A 25,712-nucleotide genomic window follows, 5' to 3' on the forward strand; every position below is an offset into this window, starting at 1 on the left:
GTCGGGCCGCCGGGTGCGGTGCGGTGCGTACGGCCCGGCGGCGGGCGGGTGCGGGTCAGCCCTTGGCGCGCGCGGTCCTGGGGCCGCCGCGGTCGGGACCGACGCCGCCGTCCTCGTCGCCCTCGATGCCGTTGTCGAGTTCACCGTCGAGTTCACCGCCCGGTCCGTCGCCGAACCCCTCGTCCAGCCCGTCGCCGATGGCGCTGTCCAGCCCGCCGTCCAGCCCAGCGTCCAGGACGCCGTCGAACTCCGAGTCGATCTCGACGTCGGTCTCCGTGCCCACGCCGACGCCGGTCGCGCCCTCGCCGCCGGCCGCGCCGACCGCGCCGACCGGACCGCCCGCTCCGCCCAGGGCGGGCTGCGCCGCGCGGCCGGGGAAGCGGGCGGTGACCCGGCGGGCCAGGGGCTCGGTGAAGCGGGCGCTGACCGGCCCGAGGATCACCAGGATCAGGACGTAGGCGGTCGCGAGCGGCCCGATCCGCGGCTCGGTGGCGACCGCGAGGCCGGCGATCACGATGGAGAACTCGCCGCGGGCGACCAGGGTGCCGCCGGCCCGCCATCGGCCGGGCGCCTTGATACCGGCGCGCTTGGCGGCGAACCAGCCGGTGCCGACCTTGGTCGCGGTGGTGACCAGTGCCAGGAGCAGCGCGGGGACCAGCACCGGCGGGATGTCGGCGGGCACCGTGGACAGCCCGAAGAAGACGAAGAACACGGCGGCGAACAGGTCGCGCAGCGGGGTGAGCAGATTGCTCGCGCCCTCGGCGACGTCACCGGACAGCGCGATGCCGACCAGGAACGCGCCCACGGCCGCGGAGACCTGGAGGCGTTCGGCGACGCCCGCGACCAGCAGGGTCAGGCCGAGCACCACCAGCAGCAGCATCTCGGGGTTGTCGGAGGAGACCGCGCGGCTGATCAACCGGCCGTGCCGCAGCGCCAGGTAGAGCACCGCGCCGACCGTGCCCAGCGAGATGAGCAGCGTCACGGTGCCGCCGGCCAGGCCCGCGCCGGCCAGCAGCGCGGTGAGGATCGGCAGGTACAGCGCCATCGCCAGGTCCTCGATGACCAGCACGCCCAGGATGACGGGGGTCTCGCGGTTGCCGAGCCGGCGCAGGTCGCGCATCACCTTCGCGATGACGCCCGAGGAGGAGATCCAGGTGACGCCGGCCAGCGCCACCGCGGCGACCGGGCCCCAGCCCAGCAGCAGGGCGGCGGCCGCGCCGGGCACCGCGTTGAGCACGAAGTCCACCGCGCCGGAGGGGTACTGCGTGCGCAGGCTGGTGACCAGTTCGGACGCGCTGTACTCCAGGCCGAGCAGGAGCAGCAGCAGGACGACGCCGATCTCGGCGCCGGTGGCGACGAAGTCCTCGCTCGCGTCCAGCGGGAGTATCCCGCCCTGGCCGAAGGCGAGCCCGGCGAGCAGGTAGAGGGGGATCGGGGAGAAACCCACCCGGCCGGCGAACCGGCCGAGCAGTCCCAGGGCGAGGATGATCGCCCCGAGTTCGACGAGCATGGACGTCGTGTTGTGCACGGGCGGCTATCCTCCGGTGATCAGTTCGGCGACGGCGTCCACGCCCTCGCGGGTGCCTACGACGACGAGCGTGTCCCCGAGCGCGAAGCGGAAGTCGGGCGCCGGCGACGGGTGCGCCGAGGTCCGCCGCAGCACCGCGACGATCGACGCGCCCGTCCGGGTACGGGCCTGGGTGGCGCCGAGCGTGCGCCCGGCGTACGGCGACCGGCTGTCGATCTCGATCCGCTCGGTGACCAGGTCGATGCCGACCTGCGCGCGGCGCAGCTTCGCCACCGGGTCCGGCAGCAGCAGCCGGGCCAGCGCGCCCGCCTCGGCCTCGGTCAGCGGGACGGCGCCGGCGCACGCGTCCTCGTCCGCCGGGTCGCGCAGCGCCAACTCCCGGCGCCCGTCCTGGTGGACGACGACCGACAGGTGCCCGCCGGCGTCGGTGTCGAGGTCGTAGCGGCTGCCGACACCGGGCAGCGGGGTCTTGCGAAGGCGAGCCGACAGGCCCATGGCGTGCTCCAAGGCGTACGGGGGTGGGGACGGGGTGGTGCGTGCCGACGTGCCGGGCGCGGGTGACCGGCACGTCCGTACGGCACGGACCGGCCGGCCGTCCGGCGGCGGCCGCGGACGCCGCGCCGGAATACGGTCCCGGCCGTACCGGCCCGCCGGGTGGGGGAAGGGTGCGGGGCGCCAGGGCCCGCGGCTGCGCGGACCTCAGGCGCCGATATCGGGCACCCGGTCGCGTGGCGCACACCCGCACGGAACGGCGGACGCGAGCGCGGTGGTCGAGTCGTACCGAGCCATACCGCCATCCCTTCCGCTCACCCGCCGTTGGTATGTGGCAGGTAAAGAATTGTACCGCATGAAGTAATGGGTCAATTCGTGCGTACGTCCGTGTACTCACCCATTGCGCCCGCGCTCACCCGCACCGAACGCACACAACCCCACCACTGCCCCCGTCGCCAGGAACCCGACCGGCAGCACATGGGCACCCACCAGTGCCGACGCCAGCGCCCCACCCGCCGACGAACCGGCGTTCACCGCCGAGTTCACCCACCCCGTCGCCCGCGCCGCCGCACCCTCCGGCGCCGTACGCGCCGCGGCCAGGTACGCCGTCGACAGCGTCGGCGCCAGCAGCGTGCCCGTCGCCGCCACGCACCCGGCCAGCCACGGCAGCGAGCCCGCCGCCACCGCGTCCACGCACAGCAGGGCGGCCAACCCCGCCAGGAGCAGCGGCAGCCGCGCCGGAGCCGGACGCCGCCACCGCAGCCGCCCGTTGACCAGCCCGCCCACCACGCTGCCCGCCGACTGCCCGGCCAGCACCCACCCCACGGCGCCCGCGTGGTGCGCCTGCCGCGCGCACGCGAGGACGTACAGGTCGACGGCTCCCAGGCACACCCCCACCGCCAGCGCCGCCACCGCCGCGCGCCGCACCCCCGCGCCCCCCGCCGACAGCGGCCCCGACCGCGCCCGCGCAGGCCGTGCCCCACCGGAGCCCCCCGCCGCCAGCAGCCGCGTCGCCGGGGCCGCCGCCAGCGCGCACGCCCCCGCGGCCACCAGCACCGCCGCCACCGCCAGCGCCCGCGCCGGGTCCAGCGCCACCGCCAGCGGCGGGCCCACCAGGAACAGCACCTCCTCCGCGACCGTGTCGAGCCCGAACGCCCGTTGCAGCAGCGCCTCCTGCGGCGCCAGCGCGCCCCACACGGCCCGCATCGTCGGCCCCAGCGGCGGGCAGGTCGCACCGCCCGCCGCCACCAGCAGGCCGAGCGCCGCGGTGTTCGTCGACCCCCCGCGGCACGCCAGCGTCAGCAGCGCCCCCGCGAACGGAGCGGCCAGCGCCGGCAGCGCCCTACCCGCCCCCCAGCGGTCCACCAGATCCGCCCGGGCCGGGCCCAGCACCACCGACACCGTCCCGAACCCCGTCGCCAGCAACCCGCCCCGCGCCAGCGACCCCCCACCCGCACTCAACTCCAACAGCAGCGCCACCCCGAGCATCCCGTAACCCAGACGCCCCACCAACGCGGCCCCGAACGCCACCCGTGCATCCGGCAACCGAAAAACGGCGCCATACGACGCCACCTGACCTTGCGAAGACATGACTATCCCCTGAAACGCGCAGCGACTTGGCCCGTCTCACACACCAAGCGCCCTACACACAGAGGAAGAACATCCCCCGAACCTACCCCCCGGCCGCATCCACGACAACGGCCGTCCGCAGGGGCCCCCGGCCGCTGGCCGGGGTGCGGTCCGCAAGTAAGGCGGCGGGTCGGCAGGGGCGCGGGGAACTGCGCGCGCAACGGTCCACCGGGCGCAGGCCGGGGTGCGGCCGCATCCACGACGGCGGGTTTCCGCAGGGGCCACCGGCCGCTGGCCGGGTGCGGCCGTAAGCAAGGCGGCGGGTCGGCAGGGGCGCGGGGAACTGCGCGCGCAACGGTCCACCGGGCGCAGGCCGGGGTGCGGCCGTAAGCAAGGCGGCGGGTCGGCAGGGGCGCGGGGAACTGCGCGACCAGCCCACCACCGCGAGGTGGTCCCGGAACCGGCAGGACGAACCCGGGCGGGGGGTCAGGGGCGCCGCCCCACCGCGGGGACAGCGAGGAGAAGCGCGAGAAGGGCGACGAGAGCCGTAGAGCCCCACCCGGCCAGGTGATACGCCGCGGCGCCAACCGTCCCGCCGAGGCTGTTCCCGACGTAGTACGCCGTCAAATACAGAGCCGACGCCTGCGCCCGCCCCCGCACCGCCGTACGGCTGACCGCACCCGACGCGACGGCATGCCCGATGAAGAACCCCCCGGTAATAAGCACCAGCCCGACCAGCACCGCCCCCAGCGGCCGCGCCAGCGTCACCGCCACCCCGCCCCCGCACAGCGCGAGCGCCACCGCGAAGGCCCCGCGCCGCCCCACCCGCGAACTGAGCGCCCCGGACGCCGCCGAGGTACCCGTACCGACCAGGTACACCAGGAACACCGCACCGACCGCGGACTGCGACAGCGCATACGGCGCGGCGGTCAGCCGGTACCCGAGCACCGTGTAGACCGCCCCGAACACGGCCATGAACAGCAGCCCGACCGCGTACAGCCGCCGCAGCCGCCCGTCCCTCAGGTGCCCGGCGACCGTACGCCCGAGCGCCGCCGGGGAGATCGACCCGGGCGTGAAGTGCCGTGCGGGCGGGGCGAGCAGGCGGAAGACGACGGCGCAGGCGAGCGCGGTGACGCCGACCGCGAGCAGGGCGGTGCGCCAGCCGTACGCCTGCGCGAGGGCGCCGCCCGCGACCCGGCTGCTCATCCCGCCGATGGAGTTCCCGGCGACGTACAGGCCGATCGCCGAGGGCACCGCGGAGGGGTGGACCTCCTCCGCGAGGTACGCCATGGCCGTGGCCGGCAGCCCGGCCAGGGCCAGCCCCTGGAGCGTACGCAGCGCGACCAGCACCGCGAGGTCCGGCGCGAAGGGCACTGCGAGGGCCAGCAGGGACGCGGTGAACACCGAGACCGTCATCACCCGCGTCCGCCCGTACTTCTCGCTGAGCGCGCTCGCCGGCAGCAGGGCGACCGCCAGCGCGCCGGTGCTCGCCGACACCGTCAGGCTCGCCTGCGCCGGGGACAGCGACAGCCCCGCCGACAGCGCGGGCAGCAGCGCCTGCGTGGAGTACAGCAGCGCGAAGGTGGCCAGTCCCGCCGCGAACAGGGCGAGGTTCGCCCGGCGGTAGGCGCGGGTCCCGGCCCGCAGCCGGTCGTCGGCGGGGGCGGCCGTGGCGGCAGTGGCGGCGGCGGGTGCGGCACCCGTACGCGGTACGGCCGCGCCGGTATCTGCGGGGTCCATGGCGGCGACGCTAGGCCGCCCGCTTTGCATGCGTCCAATGCATGGATACGGAAGAATCGATCCGTCAGCGCATCAGCACAGGACGAAGGGGACTTCCGTGACGACCGGCAGCGGCAAAGATCTCCCGGGCGGGACGGAGGACGGCGGCCCGGCCGCGCCCGCGACGCCCCCCGCGCAAGCCGAACCCGCCGCGCAAGCCGAACCCGCCGAACCCACCGCACCGGCCGAACCCACCGCCCAGGCCGAACTCGCCGCCGGCGCCTGGCCGGTCTTGCTCGCCCCGCGCCTGGCGCAGTTCGCCGCGGTCGCCCGCGAGTCCCACATGACCCGGGCCGCCGACCGCCTCGGCATGCCGCAGTCCACGCTCAGCCGGGCCGTCGCCCGGCTGGAGGCCGACCTCGGCGTGACCCTCTTCGCCCGCCAAGGCCGCAGCCTGCGGCTGACCCGCGCCGGCCGCGCCTTCCAGCAGGCCGCCGAACGCGCCCTCGCGGAGGTGGAGCGGTCCGCCGAGGAGGTCCGCGCGGACGCCGACCCCGGCAGCGGCCGCGTCGCGTTCGGCTTCCTCCACACCCTCGGCCCCGAGACCGTCCCCGCCCTGCTGCGCGCCTTCCGCGCCGACCACCCCCGGGTCCGCTTCCACCTCGTGCAGACCTACGGCGAGGCCATGCTCGAACGGCTCCGCGCCGGCGCCCTCGACCTGTGCCTGACCTCGCCGCTGCCCGCCGGGCCCGGCCTGGTCGTCAGGCGGCTGGACGAGCAGCGGCTGCGGCTGGTGGTGCCCGCCGGGCACCGCCTCGGCCGGCGGCGCCGGGTCCGGCTCGCGGAGGCGGCCGCCGAACCGTTCGTCACCCTCGAGACCGGGTACGGGCTGCGCCGCATCACCGACGCGCTGTGCGCCGAGGCCGGGTTCGCGCCGCGCGTCGCGTTCGAGGGGGAGGAGGCGGAGACGCTGCGCGGGCTGGTCGCGGCCGGGCTCGGGGTGGCGCTGCTGCCGCCGCCCGCCGTCCCGAGGCCCGGCGTCACCGAACTCGACCTGATCGGGCAGCGCGCCGTCCGCGAGATCGGCGTGGCCTGGCTGGACGGACAGCGCGACAGCGCGCCGGTCGCGGCCTTCAAGGCGTTCTTGCTGGGCCGCAAAGGCACCCTGCTGCCGCGGTGAGTACGGCGTTCGCGCTGGTCAGGGGCCGTTGTCAGAGGGTCGGCGTAATGTGCGGGTATGGGTGAGAAACGGGTGGAGACGGGACGGGCGGCGGCGCCGGTGGCGGTGCGGCTGCGGGAGTGGGCGGCCGATGACCTGTGGGTACTGAGGCGGGCGAACGAGCCGGAGATGACCGCGCACCTCGGCGGCCCCGAGGGCGAGGAGCAGGTGCTCCAGCGCCATGAGCGGTATCTGCGGCTCGGGGGCGACGGCGGCCGGATGTACGTGATCGAGGCCGACCCGGGCCCGGACATACACGGCGAGGTGATGGGCAGCATCGGCTTCTGGGGCCGGGTGTGGCAGGACGAGGCGGTCTACGAGACCGGTTGGGGCGTGCTGCCCGAGTTCCAGGGCCGCGGTGTGGCGGCAGCGGCCGCCCGGGCCGTGGTCGGCCGCGCCGCCGCCCTCGGCAACCGCCGCCACCTGCACGCCTACCCGTCCGTCGATCACCCGGCGTCCAACGGCGTGTGCCGCCGCGCCGGCTTCACCCTCCTCGGAGAGGTCGCCTTCGAGTACCCCAAGGGCCACCCCATCACCTGCAACGACTGGCGGGTCGACCTCACCGCGCCCGGCGCCCCCGGCCCCATACCGAGCTGATCCCCGCGCCGGCCCGGCGGCCAACCGGTACGGACCTGCGCCGTCCCGGTACGGACCGGTACGGCCCGGCGGCGAACGGGTCCGGTACGGCCCGGCGGCGAACGGGTGCGGCCGGGCAGCGCGGCATGTCGGCACCGGTCGAGGCGGTGCGGCGCGGGTAACGTCGGGCGTGCATATCCGCCGGTACGGCGCCCGCCGCCTCGGCGCCGCTTCGAGTACGGCCCCGCCCGCGGGCAGGACCGTGGGTGACGCTGCGGGAGGTCCGCCCTGCTGGTGCTGTGTGTGCTCTTCGCGCTGCTCGGCGCCGCCAGCAACGCGGCCGGCACCGTCCTCCAACGCAAGGCCGCGCTGCGGGTGCCCGCGGAGGACGCGATGCGCTTCCGGCTGCTGGTGGACATGCTGCACCAGACGGTGTGGCTGCTGGGCATCTGCGGGGTGGCCTTCGCCGCGCTGTTCCAGGCGCTCGCGCTGGTCACCGGCCCGCTCGCGCTCGCCCAACCGGTGTTCGTGCTCGAACTGCCCTTCGCACTGCTGATCGCGATGCCGGTGCTGGGCCGCAGCCTGCCCACCCGGGCCTGGCTCGCCGTGGCCTGCATGGTGCTCGGGCTGGCGATCGCGCTGGCCTGCGCCGCACCCGACGGCGGCACCGACCAGGCGTCGCTGGCCCGCTGGGTGCCGGCGGTCGCCGGGGTGGGCGGCTTCACGCTGGCCGCGGTGGCCCTGGCCCGGCACCGCCGCAGCGGTCCGACCCGGGCCGCGCTGCTCGGTGTCGCCGCCGCGGCGGCCAACGCGCTGACCGCCGCGCTGATGAAGTCCGCCGCCAACACCTTCTCCGCCCACGGCTTCGGCGCCTTCCTCGCGGCCTGGCAGACCTACGGCTTCGCGCTGTGCGGCATCGCGGCGGTCTTCCTGCTGGAGAACTCCCTCCAGTCCGGCTCCATCGCCGCCTCCCAACCCGCCCTGACCCTGGGCGACGCGACCCTGAGCCTGCTGCTCGGCCTGACCGTGTACGCCGAGCAGATCCGCACCGGCTGGTGGTTCGTCCCCGAACTCCTCGGCGTGGCCATGGTCGTCACCGGCACCGTCTACCTCTCGAAGTCCGTCGCGCTCACCCGCGAACTGGGGACGAAGTAGCCGCCGGCCGGCGGCGCGGGCGCCGTACCGCGCCGGGGGCCGCGCCGAGGTCACGGGGTGCCGCGCGCGGGAGCGCGGCCCGCGCATGCGATGCTGGGCATGGTCGAACACCCGAGGGAACACGACAGTGGCGATGACAGGGACACGAAGGGCGCTCACGGACCTGTGGGACCGCTACTCGGCCTCCGACCCCGGGCTGCTGCGGCTGATGGCGGGCCTGCGCACGGTCGGCTCGATCGGCCTGGCCCTGCTGGTCCTCGCCGCGATGGACACCCCGGTCCCGCAGCTGGTCGCGGGCGCGATAACGGCGATGGTCTCCACGTTCGCCATCCGGGACAAGCGCGTCGCCGACCAGGCCGTCACCCTCGCGCTCGGGCTGCCCGCCGCACTCGCCTCGATGTCGCTGGGCGCGGTGCTCAACCCGCACGTCGTGGTCGGCGACATCTTCTTCGTGCTGCTGATCTTCGTCGCCGCGTACGTGCGCCGGTTCGGCGACCGCTACACCGCCGTCGGCATGATCAGCTTCCAGGTGTACTTCGTCTCGCTGTTCGTGCACGCCACCACCGCCGACCTGCCCGGGCTGTGCCGCACCCTGGCCGTCGCCTTCGTGTGCAGCGCGCTGACCCGCTTCGCGTTCGTGCCCGAGACGCCCGAGCGGGTCCTGCGCCGGCTGCGGCAGGCGTTCCGCGCGCGCACCGCGCAACTCGTCGCCACCCAGCTGGAGGTGCTGGAGGCGCCCCCGGACCGGCTGGACAACGCCGTCGCCGACCTGCGCAAGGACACCGCGCGGCTGCACGAGACGGCCCTGATGATCCAGAACCGGCTGGAGGACGGCACCTCCGACCCGGCGGTCGCCAACCAGCTCCAACGCCGCGTCGTGGACGCCGAGATCGCCGCCGAACGCCTCGGCATCCTGCTGCTCAACACCCGCGGCGCCGGCCGCGCCGACACCCTCACCCTGCACCTGCCGAACGCCCCGCTGCCGGCGCCCGTGCGCCGGCTCGGCGACGAGGACGACGCCGTGCAGACCCTCCGCAAGGAGGTGCGCGCCCTCCAACTGCTCGTCGCCCGGCTGTCCGGCAACGACCTCGGCACCGCCGTCGTCCACCTGCGCAACCGCCTGCTGTCCTACCGCGACGACGCGAACCTGCCGCGTGCCACCCCCGCGGTCCAGGACGCCTTCCGCGGGATCGGCGAGGCCGCCCGCGCCGTCCTCGGCCTGCGGATGGCCCTGGACGGCCCCGGCGACGACTCCGACGACGCCCCCGAGACCGTCCGCTCCCGCGAGGAGTTCGACGCCGAGGACCTGGCGCTGGCCGAGGACACCGCGCCCGCCGCCCGCGCCGGGCTGGACCGCCCCAGCACCCGGGCCGCCTTCCAGGTCGCCACCGGCTCCGCGCTGGCCGTCCTGGGCGGCGAGTTCCTGTCCTCGCAGCGCTGGTACTGGGCCGTCCTGACCTGCTGGGTGGTGTTCCTCAACACCTCCTCCACCGCCGAGATCCTGGTCAAGGGCTACCGCCGGCTGATCGGCACCATCTGCGGCGTGGTCGCCGGCGTCCTGCTCGCCGGCGCGGTCGGCCACCACACCTGGACGGCGTTCGCGCTCGTCCTGGTCTGCATCTTCGGGATGTTCTTCACCGCGCCGGTGTCGTACACGCTGATGTCGTTCTTCGTCACCGCCATGCTCGGGCTGCTCTACACCCTGCTGCACACCTACAGCCTGTCGGTGCTGGTGCTGCGGATCGAGGAGACGGCGCTCGGCGCCGCGTGCGGGGTGATCGCCGCGGTGCTGGTGCTGCCCATCCACACCGACGAGCACACCGACGCCCAACTCGTCACCGTGCTGACCCGGTTGCGCGACGTGTCGGTGGCCGCCGTGGACCAGCTCGGCGGCGGCCCCGCCGTGGACCTCGTCGACATGTCCCGCGACCTCGACAGCGCGCTGGACGCCCTGCGCCGCTCCACCAGCCCGCTCACCTACCCGATCACCCCGCTGCGGGTCCGCCGCCGCACCGCCCGCTACCTCGTCGCCCTGCTGGAGACCTGCGCCTACCACGCGCGTTCGCTGGCGGCGACCGCCGAACTGGTGCCGTACAGCAGGAGCGTGGCCGCCGACCCCCGGCTCGCCGCGGTCGGCCCGCGGATCGCGCACAACATCGACGCGCTCATCAGCCACGTCGAGGAGCAGGAGACCCCGAAGGAGCGGGCGCTCGCGCTCGCCGCCGCGCCCGTCCCGGAGCCGGGGGAGGGCGGCCGGCCGCAGGGCGGCAAGGGCAAGGGCGCGCCGCCGCGCCGGCCCGAGGTGCGCAGCGGGCCGAGCATCGCGGCCATGCTGGAGGACTCGGGCGGCGCCCATGTGCGCTCGGGCACCGTCACCTACCGGGTCCTGCGCCACCTCCAGCGCCTCGACGAGGGCATCACCGCGCTGGCCCGGCCGCTGCGGGCGCCGATGGCCGACGACGGTACGAAGCCGCGGGCGGGCGCGGGTGACGGGGCGGGCGGGAGCAGTTCGGCGCCCTCGGCCGGCCCGGCGACCTGAACCGCCGCTGAAGGCCGTACGCCCGGGCGCCCTTGATGGCGGGCGGTGCGGGGGAGGGGCGGCGTCGTGGCGCCTTTACGGCGCCAGGCGGTGCAGCCGTACGTCCGACAGGGTCCCGTCCGCCGCCTCGGCCGTCATGTACGTGCGGTACGGCTCGCGCCGCCGGTCGGTCGGCGAACCCGGGTTGAGCAGCCGCAGCCCGTTCGCGGCCACCGTGTCCCACGGGATGTGGCTGTGCCCGAAGACCAGGACGTCGGCGTCGTCGAAGAGCCGCGCACAGCGCTCCTCCCTCCCGCGCGCCGGGCCCGTCTCGTGCACGACCGCGAAACGGACGCCGCCGAGCCGTACCCGGGCCACCTCCGGCAGCCGCGCCCGCAGTTGCGGGCCGTCGTTGTTGCCGTACACCGCGACCAGCCGCCGCGCCCGCGCCTCCAGCAGGTCGAGCGTCGCGGTGTCCACCCAGTCGCCCGCGTGCAGGACGGCGTCGGCGGCGTCGACCTCGGCGAGCAGCGCCGGCGGCAGCTCCCGGGCCCGCCGGGGCACGTGCGTGTCGGTGGTGAGCAGCAGGCGCATGGCGGGCCTCCCTCGCGGGTGTCCGTAGGCGGCGGTGGGATGGGGATGGGGTGCGGGGCGGAGTACCCCGATCGTGCCATGTCCGGCCCGCGGTCCGGGCCGGGCACGCGGGCCGGCGGGGACGCGTGCCCCACAATGGGGCGCACCCGACGTAGCCGAATGGGGTCGAAAGATGCCGCACGTACCCGAACTCGCCCGGACCCTGGGGCTGAGCCCGCACCCGGCGGGCGGCTGGTACCGCAGGATCTACACCTCGCCGGTGCCCGTACGGCACCCCGCGGGCGGCGGGTCCCGCGCCTCCGCGACGATGATCCACTACCTGCTCGCCCCCGGCGGCCGCAACGAGTGGCACAACGTCGCCTCCGACGAGGTGTGGTTCTGGCAGTACGGCGGCCCGCTGCGGCTCCACACCAGCCCGCCGGGGCCCGCCCCCACCACCGTCACCGAGCACCTGCTGAGCCCCGACCCGCCGCCCGGCGCCGACCCCTGCTTCCACCTCGCGGTGCCGGCCGGCTCCTGGCAGCGCGCCGAGCCGGCCGCCGACCGCGACGTGCTGGTCAGCTGCGTGGTCACGCCCGGCTTCGACTTCGCCGACTTCGCCCTGCTCAGCCGGAGCTGACCGCTGCCGCGTCGCGCGGGGCGAGGGACGGGTAGTCGGTGTAGCCGCGGTGGTCGCCGCCGTAGAAGGTGGCCGGGTCCGGGGTGTTGTAGGGGCCCTGGGCGGCCAGCCGCGCGGGCAGGTCGGGGTTGGCGAGGAAGAGCGCCCCGAAGGCGATCAGGTCCGCGCTGCCGTCCTCGACGAGGGCCAGGGCGTCCGGCCCGGTGGACTGCGGATGGGTGAACGGGTTGAGGACGAAGGCGCCGGGCCAGGCGGCGCGCAGGCGTGCGGTCAGCTCCTGGTCGGGCCCGCCGATCACGTGCAGGTAGGCGAGGTCCAGTGCGCCGAGCCCGGTGAGCAGCGCGGTGTAGGTGCGCTGCACGTCGGCCGGGTCCTGCTCGGCGATGTCGTTGTAGGGGTTGCCGGGCGAGACCCGGAAGCCGGTGCGGTGGCCGCCGATCGCCGCGGCGACGGCCTCGGCCACCGCCAGGCCGAAGCGGACGCGGCCGGCGGCGTCACCGCCCCACTCGTCGGTGCGGTGGTTGGTGTTGGGCGCGAGGAACTGGTGGATCAGGTAGCCGTTCGCGCCGTGGATCTCCACCCCGTCGAAGCCGGCGGCGATCGCGTTGCGGGCCGCGTCGGCGAAGTCGGCGACGGTGCGGGCGATGCCGTCGGCGTCCAGTTCCCGCGGCGTGACGAAGTCCTGCGGGCCCTGGTGGGTGAAGACCTGGCCCTTCGCGGCGACGGGCGAGGGCGCCACCGGGACCAGGCCGTCGGGGAGCAGGCTGGGGTGGCCGATACGTCCGGTGTGCATGAGCTGCGCGAAGATCACCCCGCCCGCGCGGTGGACGGCGCCGGTGACCTCCCGCCAGGCGCTGACCTGTTCCGGTGTGTGCAGGCCCGGTGTGTCGGGGTAGCCCTGGCCGACCGGTGAGGGCTGTATCCCCTCGGTGACGATGAGGCCGGCGCTCGCGCGCTGGCTGTAGTACGCCGCCATCAGGTCGGTGGGGGTGGCGCCCGGCCCGTAGGCCCGGCTGCGGGTCATCGGCGCCATCACGATGCGGTTGGCCAGCTGCCGGCCGGCGACGTCGACGGGGGAGAAGGGGTTCGGCATGGCGGAGAGCTCCTTGCGGTCATGAAATGTCGGGTATGCGGGCCCGCCGTTCGCCGGCGGGAGGGGGGTTCTTCGGGGTTCCCCGCCCGGGCGGCGAGGGCTGCCCTGAGGCAGGCCCTCCCTCCGCACCGGGCGTGGCGGGTGCCGGCCGATCGGCCGGACGTGTCGCCCCCGCCTACGCGGCGGGCGGCTGTCGGTCGTGGTCCCGGACCGATTTCTCGATGATGTGCGCGCAGGCGGTGAACTCACGGACCTGATCCGGCGTCAGGTCGCGTACGGAGGCCCGCTCCAGGGTCCGCCACATGTCGGCGATGGGCTGCCGCAGGGCGCGCCCGGCGTCCGTGAGGTGGACCACCATGACCCGCCGGTCGTGGGCGGCGGGCTCCCGGGTGAGCAGCCCCGCCTCCTGCATGCGGCGCAGCGACTTGGAGACGGTGGAGTGGTCGAGGCCGACCAGCTCCAGCAGTTCCGCCTGGGTCCGCCCGTCGCGGTCGAAGAGCTGCATCAGCAGCAGCTCCTGCCCCGGGTGCAGGTTCATCGCGCGGAGCATGGCGGCGGCGTGGGCGCGGTGGGTGCGGGCGAGCTGGAAGATGGCGTAGCTCAACGGCCCCGCTCCCGCGGTGTCCGGCAGCTCCGGCGGGGTGGTGTCCGACATGGGGGCCTCTTTTCCTCACGCAACGGTCGAGTCGACGGTGAGGACGATCTTGCCCCGGTTGTGGCCCGCGTCGCTGGCCTGCTGCGCGCGTGCCGCCTCCGCGAGCGGGTGGACCGCGCTGATCGTGGTGACCAGGGTGCCGTCGGCGGCCAGCCGCGCCAGCTCGGCGAGACGCGTGCCGGAGCGGCGCTGGGGGCCCTCGGCGAAGACGACGCCGAGCTCGGCGGCGCGGAAGTCGGCGGTGGTGACGATCCGGTCGGTGCCGCCGCGCAGGGTGAGGGAATCCTCCAGCGCGCCCTTGCCCGCGGCGTCGAAGACCGCGTCCACTCCTTCGGGGGCGAGTGCGCGGACCCGTTCGACCAGGTGGTCCCCGTAGACCAGCGGGGTCGCGCCGAGCGAGGCGACGTACTCCTGGTTGCCCGGCCCGGCGGTGCCGAGGACGCGGGCGCCGCGGGCGACGGCCAGTTGGACGGCGATGGTGCCCAGCGCACCGGAGGCGCCGTGGATCAGCAGCGTCTCGCCGGCGGTGACGCCGAGCAGGTCCAGGACGCGTTCGGCGCCGTCGCTCGCCACCGGCAGGGCCGCGGCGTGCGTCCAGTCCAGCCCGGCCGGCTTGGGCGCGAGGGCGGTCGCGGGGGACAGGGCGTACTGCGCGTAGGCGCCGGTGTCGGACCAGCCGAGCACCTCGTCGCCCACCTTCAGGTGGTCGACGCCCGCCCCGACGGCGTCCACCACGCCGGCGATCTCGCCGCCGGGCACGGCGGGCAGCGTGGTGGGGAAGATCGCCTCCATGCCGCCGGCGCGGATCTTGCCGTCGACCGGGTTGACGCCGACGGCCTTCACCTGCACCCGGACCTGGCCGGGGCCCGGCTGGGGCACCTCGACCTCCGCCTCGTGCAGGACCTCGGTGCCGCCGAACGTGTCGAAAACGATGGCCTTCATGACTGCTCTCCTCGCAGGGGGACGCTTCACCGGCCACGTTCTGTGGCCAGCCACATAAAAGTAGCACCGATTGTGTGGCTAGCCAAGTAATTGCTTCGCGGGGTTCCCGGGCGCCCCGGAACCGGGGGTGGCGGGCGTGCCGACGCGCCGCACGGCGCGAGCTCGTGCGGCGTCGTCCAGCGCGGTGTGACGCGGCGTCAGCCTTCTACGTCACCGGTCGCCGGTCGCTGCCGGCGGCGGGGATGGCGTTGTCGATGAGGACTGCGGCGATGGCGGCGGCGGTGGGGAAGGCGTCGGCGTCGAGGACCCGGGTGCGGGCCGCGGCGCCGTCGATGAGCAGCGCGAGCTGCTCGCCGAGCTGTTCGGGGTCGGCGGCGCCGGCTTCGCGGGCGGTGTCGGCGAGCCGCGTGGCGACGGCCTTCTTGTAGTCGCGCGCGTACCGGGACGCCGGGTGCTGGGGGTCGTGCAGTTCGACGGCGGCGGCGATGTACGGGCACAGGGGGGTGTCCGCGGGGATGTCGAAGGCGGCGAGGAGCCGTTCGCGGGGTGTGAGGTCGGTGCGGTCGAAGACGCCGGGCAGCACGGAGGGGTCGAACTGGCGCAGGTACTCGGCGACGAGTTCGTCCTTGCCGCCGAAGTGCTGGTAGGCCGTGCGCTTGGACACCTCGGCCGCCGCGCACAGCTGGTCCATGCCGGTGCGGTTGATGCCCTGCTCGCGGAACAGCTGCTGGGACGCGCCGAGGATGCGCTCGCGGGCGCCCCGGCCGCGGCGGCGGCCCGTGGGGCCCTTCTCCAACTCCGTCATGCGTCCAGCCTACCGCGGTTGGGTAACGACCGGTGTACATAGTTGCGCCCCGGCCCGCAGGTCCGTACCGTAAGCACACAGGGCGGTATACATAACACCGCCGCCCCAGGTGCGCACGGCACCACCGACCCGAGGGAACGACCATGGGAAAGCTCGACGGCAAGGTCGCGGTCATCACCGGCGGCTCCACCGGCATGGCGCTGGCCGGCGCGAAGCTGTTCGTGGACGAGGGCGCGCACGTCTTCGTCACCGGCCGCCGCCAGGCGGCCCTGGACGAGGCCGTGAAGGAGATCGGCCGCAATGTCACCGGCGTCCAGGGCGACGCCGCCGACCTGGACGACCTGGACCGCCTCTACGACACCGTCAAGCGGGAGAAGGGCAGCATCGACGTGCTGTGGGCCAGCGCCGGCGGGGGCGAGCCCGCCCCGCTCGGCGAGATCACCGAGGCCCAGTTCGACACCTGGTTCGGGCTCAACGCCCGCGGCACCCTGTTCACCGTCCAGAAGGCGCTCCCGCTCCTCAACGACGGCGGCTCCATCCTCATGACCGGCTCCAACGCCTCGCTGGGCGCCTTCCCCGGCTGGAGCGTCTACGCCGGCAGCAAGGCCGTCCAGCAGGCCTGGGCCCGGATCTGGCTCAACGAACTCAAGGACCGCCGCATCCGCGTCAACGTCCTGACCCCCGGCCAGGTCGCCACCGCCAAGCAGGAAGAACTCTTCGACGAGGCCACCAAGCGCCAGTTCGAGTCCCTCATCCCCCGCGGCCGGATGGGCAGGCCCGACGAGATCGCCACCGCCGCCCTCTTCCTCGCCTCCGACGACTCCAGCTACGTCAACGGCATGGAACTCGTCGCCGACGGCGGCACCACTGCCATCTGAACCCGACAACCCACACCCAGGGCAGGACATCCATGAGCAGCATCAGCATCATCGGCGCCGGGAACATGGCCCGCACCCTCGGCGCGCGGGCCATAGCGGGCGGCAACACCGTCGAGATCATGGGCCGCGACCGGTCCAAGGCCGCCGACCTGGCCGAGGCTCTCGGTGACGGCGCCACCACCGGAGCATGGGGCACCGCCCCGACCGGGGACATCGTCATCGTGGCGCTGCTCCACGACGGCGTCGTGCCGGCCGTCGCGCAGTACGGGGACGCCCTCGCGGGCAAGGTCGTCGTCGACATCAGCAACCCCTTCAACGCCACCTTCGACGGGCTGGCCCACCACGAGCAGACCTCGGTCGCCCAGGAGGTCGCCAAGGTGGCCCCGGCCGGCGCCAGTGTGGTGAAGGCGTTCAACACCGTCTTCCGCCAGGTTTTGGAGAAGGGCCGGCCCGACGTCTTCGTCGCCGGCGACGACGCGGCGGCCAAGGCGCGGGTGGGGGCGTTCGTCGAGAGCCTCGGGCTGCGGCCGCTGGACGTCGGCGGCCTGAAGATGGCGCACTGGCTGGAAGGAGCGGGCGTGGTCACGGTGGGCCTCGCCCACCACGGCGTGGGGAACCTGGACTTCGCCCTCGGCGTCACCGAAGTCCCCGCCTGAGCGGAGCGCTCGCGGACCTGTCCGGCGACGCGTCCGCTCCCCGTGGCCGCCGGGGGCGGGGGGTGAGGGCGAGCAGGGCGAGGGCCTGGAAGGCGGCGGCCGTGAGGAGGGCGGCCGGAAGCGACCGGGCGGCCAGGAGGCCGGCGAGCGCGGTGCCGAGCGCGTAGCCGGCGGTCTTCAGGCCGGCGCCGGTGGTGAAGACCTGGCCGCGAAGGCGGGGCGGCACCTCGCGGTGCCGGATCGCGAACAGCGCGGTGAGCTGCGGTCCTTCGGCCGCGCCGGCCAGTACGGCGGCCAGGGCGAGTACGGGCGGCCGTACCGTCGCGGCGAGCAGGAACGCGGCGCCGAGCACCGCGGTGGCGCACCGCAGCACGGTCTCCGGGCGCACCGCGGAAGGGCGGCGCGCGAGGAGCCCGTTGGCGACCAGGGATGCCACGGCGGCCCCCGACAGCAGGTAGGCGCCGTGCCCGGCCCCGCCCAGCGCCGCCGCCCCGGCGACCGGCGCACACGTGACGAACATGCCCGCGCCCACGCAGGACACCACGGAGGCGGCCGTCGCCCGCCCCAGCACCCCCGACGCGCCGATCGCCCGGAAACCGGCGGCCAGTTCACGGCGCAGACCCGCGGGCACCTCGCGCCGGTCGGGCGCCGCCCGCGGCAGCGTCCACGCGGACGGCACCGCCAGCCCGACCAGCACCGCCGCCGCCACGACCGCCGCCCCCGCTCCCGACCACCCGGCGACGGCGCCGGCCAGCGCCGGCCCCGCCAGCCCCGCCACGTCATACGTCATCGCGTCGAACGCGGTGACCCGCGCCGGCCGCTGCGCGCCTTCGGGGCCCGGGGGACCCGGCAGGTGGGGGAGTTGGGCGGACCAGGCGGCGGACAGGGCCGGGGCGAGGGGGCCGGCGAGGGCGGCGAGGAGGACGGTCAGGGCGAGGGGGAGCCGGGGGAGGGCGGCGAGGAGCAGCGTGAGGGCGGCCGCGTAGCCGGCGAGGGCGGCGGCGAGAAGGCGCCCGGGGCGGGCGGAGCGGTCCAGGACCGCGCCGAAGAGCGGGCCGCCGACCGCCGCCGACGCCATCAGCGCGGCCGGGACCAGGGCCGCGTGGGCGGCCGACCCGGTGGCGGCCAGACCTGCCAGCAGCAGCGCGGGCCCCGCCGTCTCGTCGCCGATCCGGGCGGCGGCCGCCCCGCCGAGGTACGACCCCACGGCCGGGCCGACGTCACGCTGTCGCATGCGGAGGACGGTACGCAAGTAACCCAAAACCGCGCCACCTGCGTTACCGTGCACGGATGGCCCCGACGTACGACGACAGCTCCGCCCACCACTCCGTGCAGGCCAACGCCCGCCGCGCAGCCGACCTCGTCAACGCGCTCGCGGACGACGCGGAGCCAAAAGAGACGGCCGCGGTGACGGCCGCGGTCGCCGCGGTCCTGCGCGCCTACGGCGAGACGGAACCCTTCGTCCTCACCCCCGCCGACCTCGCCGACCTGCGGGCCGCCGCCCGCCGGCTCCGCGAGGTCTTCGCCGCCGAGGACGCCGACGAGGCCGCGGTCCGCCTCAACCGGCTGCTCGCCTCGGGCACCGGCCCGCTGCGCCTGACCACGCACGGCGGCACCACCTCCTGGCACCCGCACCTGGACAGCGGCGACGACGCGCCCTGGGCCGAGTGGTTCCTCGCCTCCTCCTGTCTGGCGCTCGCGGTCCTGCTGTGGGACCGGCGGCGGCCGCCAGGCGGCGTCTGCGCCTCCCCGAGCTGCCCGAACGTCTACGTGATGGAAGGGCGCGGGCCGAACCGCCGCTACTGCTCGCGCCGTTGCGCCACCCGCGAGCGCGTCGCGGCCCACCGCGCCCGGACCCGGCCCCCCGGAGCGCCTGAGGCCACCGACGAGGCGCTGCGGGGCGATCGGGTCACTTCCTGAGGCCAGGGCTTGACACAACGGGCCCCCGGCCTTCAGGAGTTGGCCGCGGGAGGGCGACCGTGCGGGTTCCGTGCGGGCGATGTGTTCAGTGTGTGCGGGCCGGGCGCCCACTCCTTGACGGTGGCGCAAGGGCGGCTGAGACTGCCTAACGAGCCGCAGCGCCCCCGATCCTTAGATTGAGAGCGTTCTCCGATCTGCGAATCGAAGGGTCGTCAGGTGCTGTGGCAGTGAAGTAGTGGAGCCAAAGCGCGACCAACCCCCACTATCCGCGCTGACCCGCGCGTTCACTTCGTGAACCCGGGTGAAAGGACCCCCATGCGCAGACCACCCCTTGAGCCCCCCACCGCGCAGCCGCGGCGCCATGCCGGTCCCCGGCGCCGCGGCTACGCCGCCCTCGGCGCGGGCGCGCTGCTGCTCGCCACGCTGACCGGCTTGACCGGCGCGGCCGGTGCCGCCTCGGCGGAGGCGGCCGGCCACGGCGCCACGACGGGCCACGGCGCCACGGCCGCGCGGCCCGCGGCGGACGCGGCGGACTGCCCGGCGCAGTCCGACACCCCGGACTTCGGGCCGAACGTGCACGTCTTCGACCCGTCGATGGGCGACGCCGCGATCCAGTCCGAACTGGACTCCCAGTTCAACCAGATGAAGGACACCGCCACCGCCCAGTTCAGCGAGAACCGGGTGGCCGACCTGTTCAAGCCCGGCACCTACAACGTCGAGGACAACGTCGGCTTCTACACGTCGGTGGCGGGCCTGGGCCAGAACCCGGACGACGTCTCCATCAACGGCGACGTGACCGTGGACGCCTTCAACGCCTCCGACGCCGGCAACGCCACGCAGAACTTCTGGCGCAGCGCGGAGAACCTGGCGATCACCCCCTCCAGCGGCACCGACCGCTGGGCGGTGGCCCAGGCCGCGCCCTTCCGCCGGATCGACGTGCGCGGCAACCTGGCGCTCTACCCGGCCAGTTACGGCTACGCCAGCGGCGGCTTCATCGCCGACACCAAGGTCAGCGGCCAGGCGTCGTCGGTGTCGCAGCAGCAGTGGTACACCCGCAACAGCAACCTCGGCAGCTGGGACGGGGGCGTGTGGAACATGGTCTTCTCCGGCGTGTCCGGGGCGCCGTCGACCACCTTCCCCAACCCGCCGGAGACCACGCTCGCCACCACCCCGGTCTCCCGCGACGTGCCCTACCTGTACGTCGACGGCTCCGGGAACTACCGGGTGTTCGAGCCGAGCCTCCAGACCGACTCCTCGGGCGCCAGCTGGGCGAACGGCAGCACTGCCGGCACCTCGCTGCCGATGAGCCAGTTCTACGTGGTGAAGGCCGGCGACACCGCAGAGACCATCAACGCCGCGCTCGCCGAGGGCTGCAACCTGTTCGTCACCCCGGGCGTCTACCACCTGGACCAGACGCTCGACGTGACCCGCGCCGACACCACGATCCTCGGCGTCGGCTACCCGACCTTCGTCCCGGACAACGGCGTGGACGCGATGAAGGTCGCCGACGTGGACGGGGTCCGGCTCAAGGGCCTGCTCTTCGACGCCGGCACCACCAACTCCCAGGCCCTGCTGACCGTCGGGCCGTCCGGGTCGACCGCGGACCACTCGGCCGACCCCACCACGATCCAGGACGTCTTCTTCCGGATCGGCGGTGAGAACGCCGGCAAGGCCACCGACAGCCTCGTCGTCAACAGCAACAACACGATCATCGACCACATCTGGGCCTGGCGGGCCGACCACGGCAACTCCGGCAGCGTCGGCTGGACCACCAACACCGCCGACAACGGCCTGACCGTCAACGGCGACGACGTCCTCGCCGACGGCCTGTTCGTCGAGCACTACCAGAAGTACGAGGTGGTGTGGAACGGCCAGGGCGGCAGGACGATCTTCTTCCAGAACGAGAACCCGTACGACCCGCCGGACCAGGCGTCCTGGATGAGCTCGTCGGGGGTCGACGGCTACGCGGCCTACAAGGTCGCCGACGACGTCACCTCGCACGAGGCGTGGGGCCTGGGCAGTTACTGCTACTTCAACGTCAACCCGGCCGTGAACAACTACCACGCCTTCGAGGCACCGGACACCGCGGGCGTGAAGTTCCACGACGCGCTCACCGTCTCGCTCGGCGGCGTGGGCACCATCACCCACGTCATCAACGACACCGGTGCGGTCACCGCGTCCGACACCACCCCCACCGACGTGGTGAGTTACCCCTAGCCCCACCGCACCCGCACCTGTATCACCACAGTGACCCGCGGCCCCGGACACCCCGCCCCCCACCAGCGGTGTCCGGGGCCGCGCCTGCGCCCCCGGGGCGCGCGCCGTTCAGCATCCGGCCCGGCGGTAGACGACCGCGCCCTCGACGGCGGCGACCCGCGTGTAGCCGCCGTCGCGTACCAGGCGCACCAGCGCCGGATACCCGGCCATCGGGTACGGGGTGCCCGCGGAGTCGTCGACCACCAGGCACGGGGGAGCGGCGGCCAGTTCGCGGCGCAGGCCCGCCCAGGCGCCCGGCACGGCGTAGCGGGCGCCGACCCGGCGCACGTCCGCGCCGCCGCTGAAGTTGGTGAGCAGCCCGGCCGTCAGGTAGCGGCCGGCGGCGGGACGGCCCGCGAGCCAGTACACCTCCGGGTGCATGCTCCACAGGAACACCCTCTGCCCGGGCCGGCTGCGGGCGTCCAGCGCCGAGGCCAGGGCGAGGGACTTGCCCATCTGCGGCGGCTCGGCCCGCAGCGCGCCCGCGTCGAAGAGCGCGGCGGCCGCCACCGCGCAGAGGCAGGCGGCCGCCAGGGCGCGGTCCCGGGTGCGGGGCCCGGCTGGGCGGCGGGAGAGGGCACGCGTGCGGGCGCTGTCGGCGGCGCGCAGCGCCAACAGCGCGAGCGGCGGGAGGAGTTGCAGGAAGTAGTGGCCGTAGAAGCGGAAGCCCGCGGTGACGCCCGCGGCCGACGCGATCAGCCACAGCCACAGCACCCGGTCGAACGTCCGTGTCCGCGGCCGGAGTTCGGTGACACCGCGCCACCGGCCCAGCGGGCGGGGCATCCGGCGGGGCAGCCGGCGCGGAAGCAGGAAGGCGAAGCCGGCGAACGGTACGGCCAGCCGCAGCAGGATGCTCCCGGCGTGCCCGCACATCGCCGCCGTGCCCGGCGGGGAGGCGGCGTAGGAGCTCGAGGCCAGGAAGTTCCAGAAGACGAACGGGCGCACACCCAGCAGCAGGGCGCAGCCGGCCACCGGCAGGAACACCCCCGCGGCCAGCGCCGCGCCGTGCCGCAGCCGGTCCCGGCGCGGGCCGGCGAGGACCTGGAGCGCGACCGGCAGCAAGGGGGCCAGGCCGACCTGTTTGGTGAGGGTCGCGGCGGCCAGGGCCAGCCCGGCGGCGAGGAAACGGCGGCGGGAGCCGAAGTACACGGCGGCGGCCGTCGCCGGGAGCATGAACACCTCGAAGGTCGCGGCCATCGCGTCGGGCGCGGGCAGCGCCGCCGACGCGGCGAGGGTGAGCACCCCGGCCGGCAGCCCGGCCCACGGCCCCCACTCCCTTGCCGCCAGCCGCGCCACGAACAGCGCGGTGAGCGCCAGCGCCGCCACCGCGCACAGCCGCACCAGCCACAGCGTGCCGGGTCCGGTCAGGCCGAAGCAGGCTTCGTACAGCCAGGGCACGAGCGGGGGCTTGCGGTCCACGACGTCGGTGTAGAGCCGTCCGCCGTGCCGCAGGGCGACCGCCTCGGTGCCGAGGTAGCCCTCGTCGGGGCTCCAGAACGGGCGGCGGAAGGAGGGCGCGCGCACGGCGAGGGCGAGGAGCATCAGGAGCGGCGCCTGCCCGGCCGGGTGCCGCGTCCAGCCGGCGGTGCGGCGCCGCGCGGTCCGGCCGGCGGTCTGCGGCGGCGCCGGTGCGGCCGGTGCGGACACGCCGATCGGCACGGCGCGTTCGGATACGTCAACAGGCGAGGTGGGCACCGCGGTTGCTCCCGTCCGGAAGAGGGCGTGCGTCATCGCCGCGCGGCCCGTGGCTGCCGGGGGCGCGTCCGATTCACTCGGTCCACTACTTAACTAGTGGACCGAGTGTCGAAGGCGCGGACCGCTGGTGTCAACCGCTCCAGGTCCACTAGTCCACTAGGGGTATGATGTGGCGGGTGGTGACCTTCCGTATCGAGCGGCGCAGCGGCGTGGCCGCGTACCAGCAGATCGTCCGGCAGACCAAACAGGCCCTGCGGTTGGGCCAGTTGGCGCCCGGCGACAAGCTGCCCTCGGCGGCGGAGGTGGTCGCCGCGACCGCGATCAACCCCAACACCGTGCTCAAGGCGTACCGCGAGCTGGAGAACGAGGGGCTCGTCGAGGCGCGGCAGGGCGTCGGCACCTTCGTCCGCAGGTCGCTCGCCCAGCCCGGGGCCGCGGCCGGCTCCCCGCTCCATGAGAGCCTGCACGCCTGGATGGCCGCCGCACGCGGCGCCGACCTGGGCCGCGAGGATGTCGCCGCGCTGCTGTCCGCCGCGCTCGACACGTACTTCCCGACCGGTGCCGACCCCCGCGTGCCCGGCGCGGAGACGTACGACGCCCACCCGCACGGCTAGCGCGAAGCCATGACCGACCAACCGAAGGCCGGCGGCCCGCACGCCCGCACCGAACCGCCCGCGCTGGAAGCGCGCGGCCTCGGCATCCGCAACCGCGCCGACTGGGCGCTGCGCCACAGCGACTTCCGGGTCCCGCCCGGCCGGGTGGCGGGCCTCGTCGGGCCCAACGGCGACGGCAAGAGCTCCCTGCTCGCGGTCGCCGCCGGACTGCGCGCCCCCACCGAGGGCTCCCTGCGGGTGCTCGGCCACCGGCCCGGCAGCGCGGCCGCCCTGCCCCGCGTCGGCGTGCTGCTCCAGGACCGGCCGCTGCACACCGCGTTCACCGTCGCCGAGACGCTGCGCTACGGCCGGGAGATGAACCCGCGGTGGGACGACACCGCCGCCCGTACGGTCCTGGCCGACGCCGACGTGCCGCTGAGGGCGAAGGTCGGACAGCTCTCCGGCGGCCAGCGCACCTGCGCGGCCCTCGCGCTCGTGCTCGGCAAGCGCCCCGAACTGCTGCTGCTGGACGAGCCGATGGCCGACCTCGACCCGCTGCGGCGGCACGCGATGATGGCCGCGCTGATGACCACCGCCGCCGAGCACGGCACCACCGTGGTGATGTCCTCGCACATCCTCGCCGAGCTGGACCTCGTCTGCGACTACGTCCTGCTGCTCGCGCACGGCCGGATGCTGGTCGCCGACGACGTGGAGTTCGTCCAGGCCGCGCACACCCTGGTCACCCACACGCTCGACGGCCGCGAACCGTTCGGCGCCGGGCCCGGCGATCCCCGCTCAGGGCGCCGCGGCCCGGCCCCCGCCGACCCTGCCGCCCCGCTGCCGGCGGCGCTGCTCGGCCACACCGTCGTGGAAGCGCGCACCACCGGGCGCCGGGTGACCGCGCTGCTCCAACTGCCGACCGCCCTGAACCGCGCCGTGAGCGCCGAAGCGCCCAGCCTCGAGGAGATCCTGCTCGCCTACCTGCGCAATCCGCAGGCCCCGCCGCTGGTCGCGCCCGCCGACGAGCCGCTGGTCCGGCCGGCCGACGCGGCGCGCGCGCAGCAGCACCAGCACCAGCGCAGGCGCCAGGACGAAGCGGACCCCGGCCGATGAGCGCCCTCGCCCGCTACGTGGCCTGGCCGCCGCGCGAGGAGCGCCGTGCCCGGCGGCGCTTCCGGCTGCCGTTGCCCTCCCCGCTGCGGCTGCCGCGCCTGGCCGGACCGGCCTGGCCCGCCTGGCGCCGGCACCGGGCCGCCTTCCGTACGATGCTCGCCCTCGCCCTGCTCGCCGGGATCGGAGCGGTCCGGGAGCACCACCAACTCGTCGGCGCCGTCCACCACTACGCCGACCTCTGCCGCGCGGCGGACGGGTGCGACTTGGGCGGCGGCGACGTGGCGGCGCCGACCGTCACGCATGTGGCGCCGTACGTGCTTCGCTACCTGCCGGTCGCGGTCGGCGCGCTGGTCGGCGCACCGCTGTTCGCGCAGGAGCTGGAGTCCGGCACCCACCGGCTGGCCTGGACGCAGTCCGTCGGCCGCCGTGAGTGGGCCGCGGTCCGGCTCGGCCTGGCGGCCGCGGTCACCACGCTCGCCGCCGTCGTGGTGACGGTGCCGGCCAGCTGGTGGTGGTACTCCGCACGGCGCGGCCACGACGGCGGACCGGACCGCTTCGCATGGCGCGCGGTCGTCTGGTGGAACGACTGGGACTTCTTCGCCTGGACCGGCCCGGTCGGCGTCGCCCACCTCCTGCTCGCCCTGACGACCGGCGCGGCCACCGGCCTGCTGGTGCGCCGCACCCTGCCCGCGGTCGCCGCGGCCGCCGGGCTCGGCGAAGCCGCCCTGTTCGGGCTGGAGAAGCTGCGGCCGCACCTGCTCACCCCGCACATCCGCCGCACCCGCAGCCTCGACTTCCCCAGCACCCCGATCGACGGCTGGTTCCAGGGCTTCGGCTACGTGCGGTCCGACGGCACCCTCACCCGCCGCAATCCCTGCTCCGGTCCCGGCCTCCAGGACTTTTCCGGATGCCTGGCGCGGCACCACATCGTCGGCCGCTACAACAGCTCCTTCACCATGGACCAGTTCCTCCCGCTCCAACTGGTCGAGACCGGCATCTGCCTCACCGCCACCGCCGCCCTGGCCGCCTTCTGCCTGTGGCACGTCCGCCGTGTCAAGACCCGCTGACGGCCTCTCCCCGCCCCGTGCCGGGACCACAACGTCCCGCCGGATCACGG

Annotated in this window: 23 protein-coding genes; 12 read left to right on the plus strand and 11 right to left on the minus strand. The window is 75.1% G+C overall.

The window, feature by feature from the left end:
• Positions 1-55: 55 nt before the first annotated feature.
• From WA788_RS30770 to WA788_RS30785, 4 genes are all read right to left on the minus strand, one after another.
• Positions 56-1,528, minus strand: a complete 1,473-nt coding sequence (locus WA788_RS30770; RefSeq protein ID WP_335982951.1) for a cation:proton antiporter — start codon at positions 1,526-1,528, stop codon at positions 56-58.
• Positions 1,529-1,534: 6 nt separating this feature from the next.
• Positions 1,535-2,023, minus strand: a complete 489-nt coding sequence (locus WA788_RS30775) for a cation:proton antiporter regulatory subunit (protein WP_335982952.1) — start codon at positions 2,021-2,023, stop codon at positions 1,535-1,537.
• 390 nt (positions 2,024-2,413) lie between these two features.
• A complete protein-coding gene (locus WA788_RS30780; protein ID WP_335982955.1) occupies positions 2,414-3,550 on the minus strand; it encodes an MFS transporter in 1,137 nt (378 codons plus the stop codon).
• 525 nt (positions 3,551-4,075) lie between these two features.
• Positions 4,076-5,329, minus strand: coding sequence for an MFS transporter (locus WA788_RS30785; protein WP_335982957.1), 1,254 nt, complete (start codon positions 5,327-5,329; stop codon positions 4,076-4,078).
• A 271-nt stretch (positions 5,330-5,600) separates the two neighbouring features.
• On the opposite strand from WA788_RS30785, the gene WA788_RS30790 reads away from it, so the two are divergent.
• The 4 genes from WA788_RS30790 (at position 5,601) to WA788_RS30805 (ending at position 10,797) form a co-directional block, all read left to right on the plus strand.
• Entirely contained in the window at positions 5,601-6,488 is an 888-nt protein-coding gene (locus WA788_RS30790; protein WP_335983047.1) for a LysR family transcriptional regulator, read from the plus strand.
• Between the two features lie 57 nt (positions 6,489-6,545).
• The gene (locus WA788_RS30795) at positions 6,546-7,124 is read left to right on the plus strand and encodes a GNAT family N-acetyltransferase (RefSeq protein ID WP_335982959.1); all 579 of its coding nucleotides are present in this window, start codon (positions 6,546-6,548) and stop codon (positions 7,122-7,124) included.
• A 267-nt stretch (positions 7,125-7,391) separates the two neighbouring features.
• A complete protein-coding gene (locus WA788_RS30800; RefSeq protein ID WP_335983049.1) occupies positions 7,392-8,258 on the plus strand; it encodes a DMT family transporter in 867 nt (288 codons plus the stop codon).
• 133 nt (positions 8,259-8,391) lie between these two features.
• Positions 8,392-10,797 (plus strand): FUSC family protein, encoded by a 2,406-nt coding sequence (locus WA788_RS30805; protein WP_335982961.1) that lies wholly within the window; start codon positions 8,392-8,394, stop codon positions 10,795-10,797.
• A gap of 75 nt (positions 10,798-10,872) precedes the next feature.
• Here the strand turns inward: WA788_RS30805 and WA788_RS30810 are convergent, their stop codons facing one another.
• Positions 10,873-11,370, minus strand: a complete 498-nt coding sequence (locus tag WA788_RS30810) for a metallophosphoesterase family protein (protein ID WP_335982963.1) — start codon at positions 11,368-11,370, stop codon at positions 10,873-10,875.
• Positions 11,371-11,542: 172 nt separating this feature from the next.
• On the opposite strand from WA788_RS30810, the gene WA788_RS30815 reads away from it, so the two are divergent.
• A complete protein-coding gene (locus WA788_RS30815) occupies positions 11,543-11,989 on the plus strand; it encodes a cupin domain-containing protein (RefSeq protein WP_335982965.1) in 447 nt (148 codons plus the stop codon).
• Here WA788_RS30815 and WA788_RS30820 read toward each other — a convergent pair.
• The 4 genes from WA788_RS30820 to WA788_RS30835 all read right to left on the minus strand — a co-directional run bounded on the left by WA788_RS30820 (position 11,976) and on the right by WA788_RS30835 (position 15,484).
• Positions 11,976-13,082: an alkene reductase gene (locus WA788_RS30820; RefSeq protein ID WP_335982967.1), complete on the minus strand. Its 1,107-nt coding sequence runs from the start codon at positions 13,080-13,082 to the stop codon at positions 11,976-11,978. The two genes, WA788_RS30815 and WA788_RS30820, sit on opposite strands and share 14 nt — an antisense overlap.
• Before the next feature lie 175 nt (positions 13,083-13,257).
• Complete coding sequence (locus WA788_RS30825; protein ID WP_335982969.1) at positions 13,258-13,737, minus strand: MarR family winged helix-turn-helix transcriptional regulator; 480 nt, start codon at positions 13,735-13,737, stop codon at positions 13,258-13,260.
• A gap of 15 nt (positions 13,738-13,752) precedes the next feature.
• Entirely contained in the window at positions 13,753-14,679 is a 927-nt protein-coding gene (locus WA788_RS30830; protein WP_335982971.1) for an NADP-dependent oxidoreductase, read from the minus strand.
• Between the two features lie 205 nt (positions 14,680-14,884).
• A complete protein-coding gene (locus tag WA788_RS30835) occupies positions 14,885-15,484 on the minus strand; it encodes a TetR/AcrR family transcriptional regulator (protein ID WP_335982973.1) in 600 nt (199 codons plus the stop codon).
• A 143-nt stretch (positions 15,485-15,627) separates the two neighbouring features.
• On the opposite strand from WA788_RS30835, the gene WA788_RS30840 reads away from it, so the two are divergent.
• Positions 15,628-16,362 (plus strand): SDR family NAD(P)-dependent oxidoreductase, encoded by a 735-nt coding sequence (locus WA788_RS30840; RefSeq protein ID WP_335982975.1) that lies wholly within the window; start codon positions 15,628-15,630, stop codon positions 16,360-16,362.
• A 32-nt stretch (positions 16,363-16,394) separates the two neighbouring features.
• Positions 16,395-17,018, plus strand: a complete 624-nt coding sequence (locus WA788_RS30845) for an NADPH-dependent F420 reductase (RefSeq protein ID WP_335982978.1) — start codon at positions 16,395-16,397, stop codon at positions 17,016-17,018.
• Here WA788_RS30845 and WA788_RS30850 read toward each other — a convergent pair.
• Positions 16,999-18,252 (minus strand): MFS transporter, encoded by a 1,254-nt coding sequence (locus WA788_RS30850; RefSeq protein WP_335982980.1) that lies wholly within the window; start codon positions 18,250-18,252, stop codon positions 16,999-17,001. The two genes, WA788_RS30845 and WA788_RS30850, sit on opposite strands and share 20 nt — an antisense overlap.
• A 56-nt stretch (positions 18,253-18,308) precedes the next feature.
• On the opposite strand from WA788_RS30850, the gene WA788_RS30855 reads away from it, so the two are divergent.
• Positions 18,309-18,938, plus strand: coding sequence for a CGNR zinc finger domain-containing protein (locus WA788_RS30855; protein WP_335982982.1), 630 nt, complete (start codon positions 18,309-18,311; stop codon positions 18,936-18,938).
• 315 nt (positions 18,939-19,253) lie between these two features.
• A complete protein-coding gene (locus WA788_RS30860) occupies positions 19,254-21,155 on the plus strand; it encodes a hypothetical protein (protein ID WP_335982984.1) in 1,902 nt (633 codons plus the stop codon).
• Positions 21,156-21,263: 108 nt separating this feature from the next.
• Here WA788_RS30860 and WA788_RS30865 read toward each other — a convergent pair whose 3' ends face one another.
• Positions 21,264-22,853 (minus strand): glycosyltransferase family 39 protein, encoded by a 1,590-nt coding sequence (locus tag WA788_RS30865; RefSeq protein WP_335982985.1) that lies wholly within the window; start codon positions 22,851-22,853, stop codon positions 21,264-21,266.
• A gap of 215 nt (positions 22,854-23,068) precedes the next feature.
• Between WA788_RS30865 and WA788_RS30870 the strand changes: the two genes are divergently transcribed.
• The 3 genes from WA788_RS30870 to WA788_RS30880 are packed head-to-tail and all read left to right on the plus strand — an operon-like array spanning position 23,069 to position 25,662.
• Positions 23,069-23,503 carry a GntR family transcriptional regulator gene (locus WA788_RS30870; RefSeq protein ID WP_335983051.1) on the plus strand — a complete coding sequence of 145 codons (435 nt, stop codon included), beginning with the start codon at positions 23,069-23,071 and terminating at the stop codon, positions 23,501-23,503.
• 9 nt (positions 23,504-23,512) lie between these two features.
• On the plus strand, positions 23,513-24,595 hold the full coding sequence (locus WA788_RS30875) for an ABC transporter ATP-binding protein (protein WP_335982988.1): 1,083 nt from the start codon (positions 23,513-23,515) through the stop codon (positions 24,593-24,595).
• Positions 24,592-25,662 (plus strand): cell wall protein, encoded by a 1,071-nt coding sequence (locus tag WA788_RS30880; RefSeq protein WP_335982990.1) that lies wholly within the window; start codon positions 24,592-24,594, stop codon positions 25,660-25,662. Before WA788_RS30875 ends, WA788_RS30880 begins: the two co-directional genes overlap by 4 nt.
• The last annotated feature ends 50 nt before the right edge of the window (positions 25,663-25,712 follow it).

Source organism: Streptomyces sp. CA2R106, assembly GCF_037034245.1.
GTDB lineage: Bacteria > Actinomycetota > Actinomycetes > Streptomycetales > Streptomycetaceae > Actinacidiphila.

Bases quoted from the DNA above. Each gene is read 5' to 3' on its own strand.
- WA788_RS30845 (WP_335982978.1), top strand. From the start codon at position 16,395: ATGAGCAGCATCAGCATCATCGGCGCCGGGAACATGGCCCGCACCCTC.
- WA788_RS30775 (WP_335982952.1), bottom strand. From the start codon at position 2,023: ATGGGCCTGTCGGCTCGCCTTCGCAAGACCCCGCTGCCCGGTGTCGGC.
- WA788_RS30875 (WP_335982988.1), top strand. From the start codon at position 23,513: ATGACCGACCAACCGAAGGCCGGCGGCCCGCACGCCCGCACCGAACCG.
- WA788_RS30825 (WP_335982969.1), bottom strand. From the start codon at position 13,737: ATGTCGGACACCACCCCGCCGGAGCTGCCGGACACCGCGGGAGCGGGG.
- WA788_RS30860 (WP_335982984.1), top strand. From the start codon at position 19,254: ATGCGCAGACCACCCCTTGAGCCCCCCACCGCGCAGCCGCGGCGCCAT.
- WA788_RS30820 (WP_335982967.1), bottom strand. From the start codon at position 13,082: ATGCCGAACCCCTTCTCCCCCGTCGACGTCGCCGGCCGGCAGCTGGCC.
- WA788_RS30855 (WP_335982982.1), top strand. From the start codon at position 18,309: ATGGCCCCGACGTACGACGACAGCTCCGCCCACCACTCCGTGCAGGCC.
- WA788_RS30805 (WP_335982961.1), top strand. From the start codon at position 8,392: ATGACAGGGACACGAAGGGCGCTCACGGACCTGTGGGACCGCTACTCG.
- WA788_RS30785 (WP_335982957.1), bottom strand. From the start codon at position 5,329: ATGGACCCCGCAGATACCGGCGCGGCCGTACCGCGTACGGGTGCCGCA.
- WA788_RS30815 (WP_335982965.1), top strand. From the start codon at position 11,543: ATGCCGCACGTACCCGAACTCGCCCGGACCCTGGGGCTGAGCCCGCAC.
- WA788_RS30835 (WP_335982973.1), bottom strand. From the start codon at position 15,484: ATGACGGAGTTGGAGAAGGGCCCCACGGGCCGCCGCCGCGGCCGGGGC.
- WA788_RS30795 (WP_335982959.1), top strand. From the start codon at position 6,546: ATGGGTGAGAAACGGGTGGAGACGGGACGGGCGGCGGCGCCGGTGGCG.
- WA788_RS30830 (WP_335982971.1), bottom strand. From the start codon at position 14,679: ATGAAGGCCATCGTTTTCGACACGTTCGGCGGCACCGAGGTCCTGCAC.
- WA788_RS30850 (WP_335982980.1), bottom strand. From the start codon at position 18,252: ATGCGACAGCGTGACGTCGGCCCGGCCGTGGGGTCGTACCTCGGCGGG.
- WA788_RS30810 (WP_335982963.1), bottom strand. From the start codon at position 11,370: ATGCGCCTGCTGCTCACCACCGACACGCACGTGCCCCGGCGGGCCCGG.
- WA788_RS30840 (WP_335982975.1), top strand. From the start codon at position 15,628: ATGGGAAAGCTCGACGGCAAGGTCGCGGTCATCACCGGCGGCTCCACC.
- WA788_RS30880 (WP_335982990.1), top strand. From the start codon at position 24,592: ATGAGCGCCCTCGCCCGCTACGTGGCCTGGCCGCCGCGCGAGGAGCGC.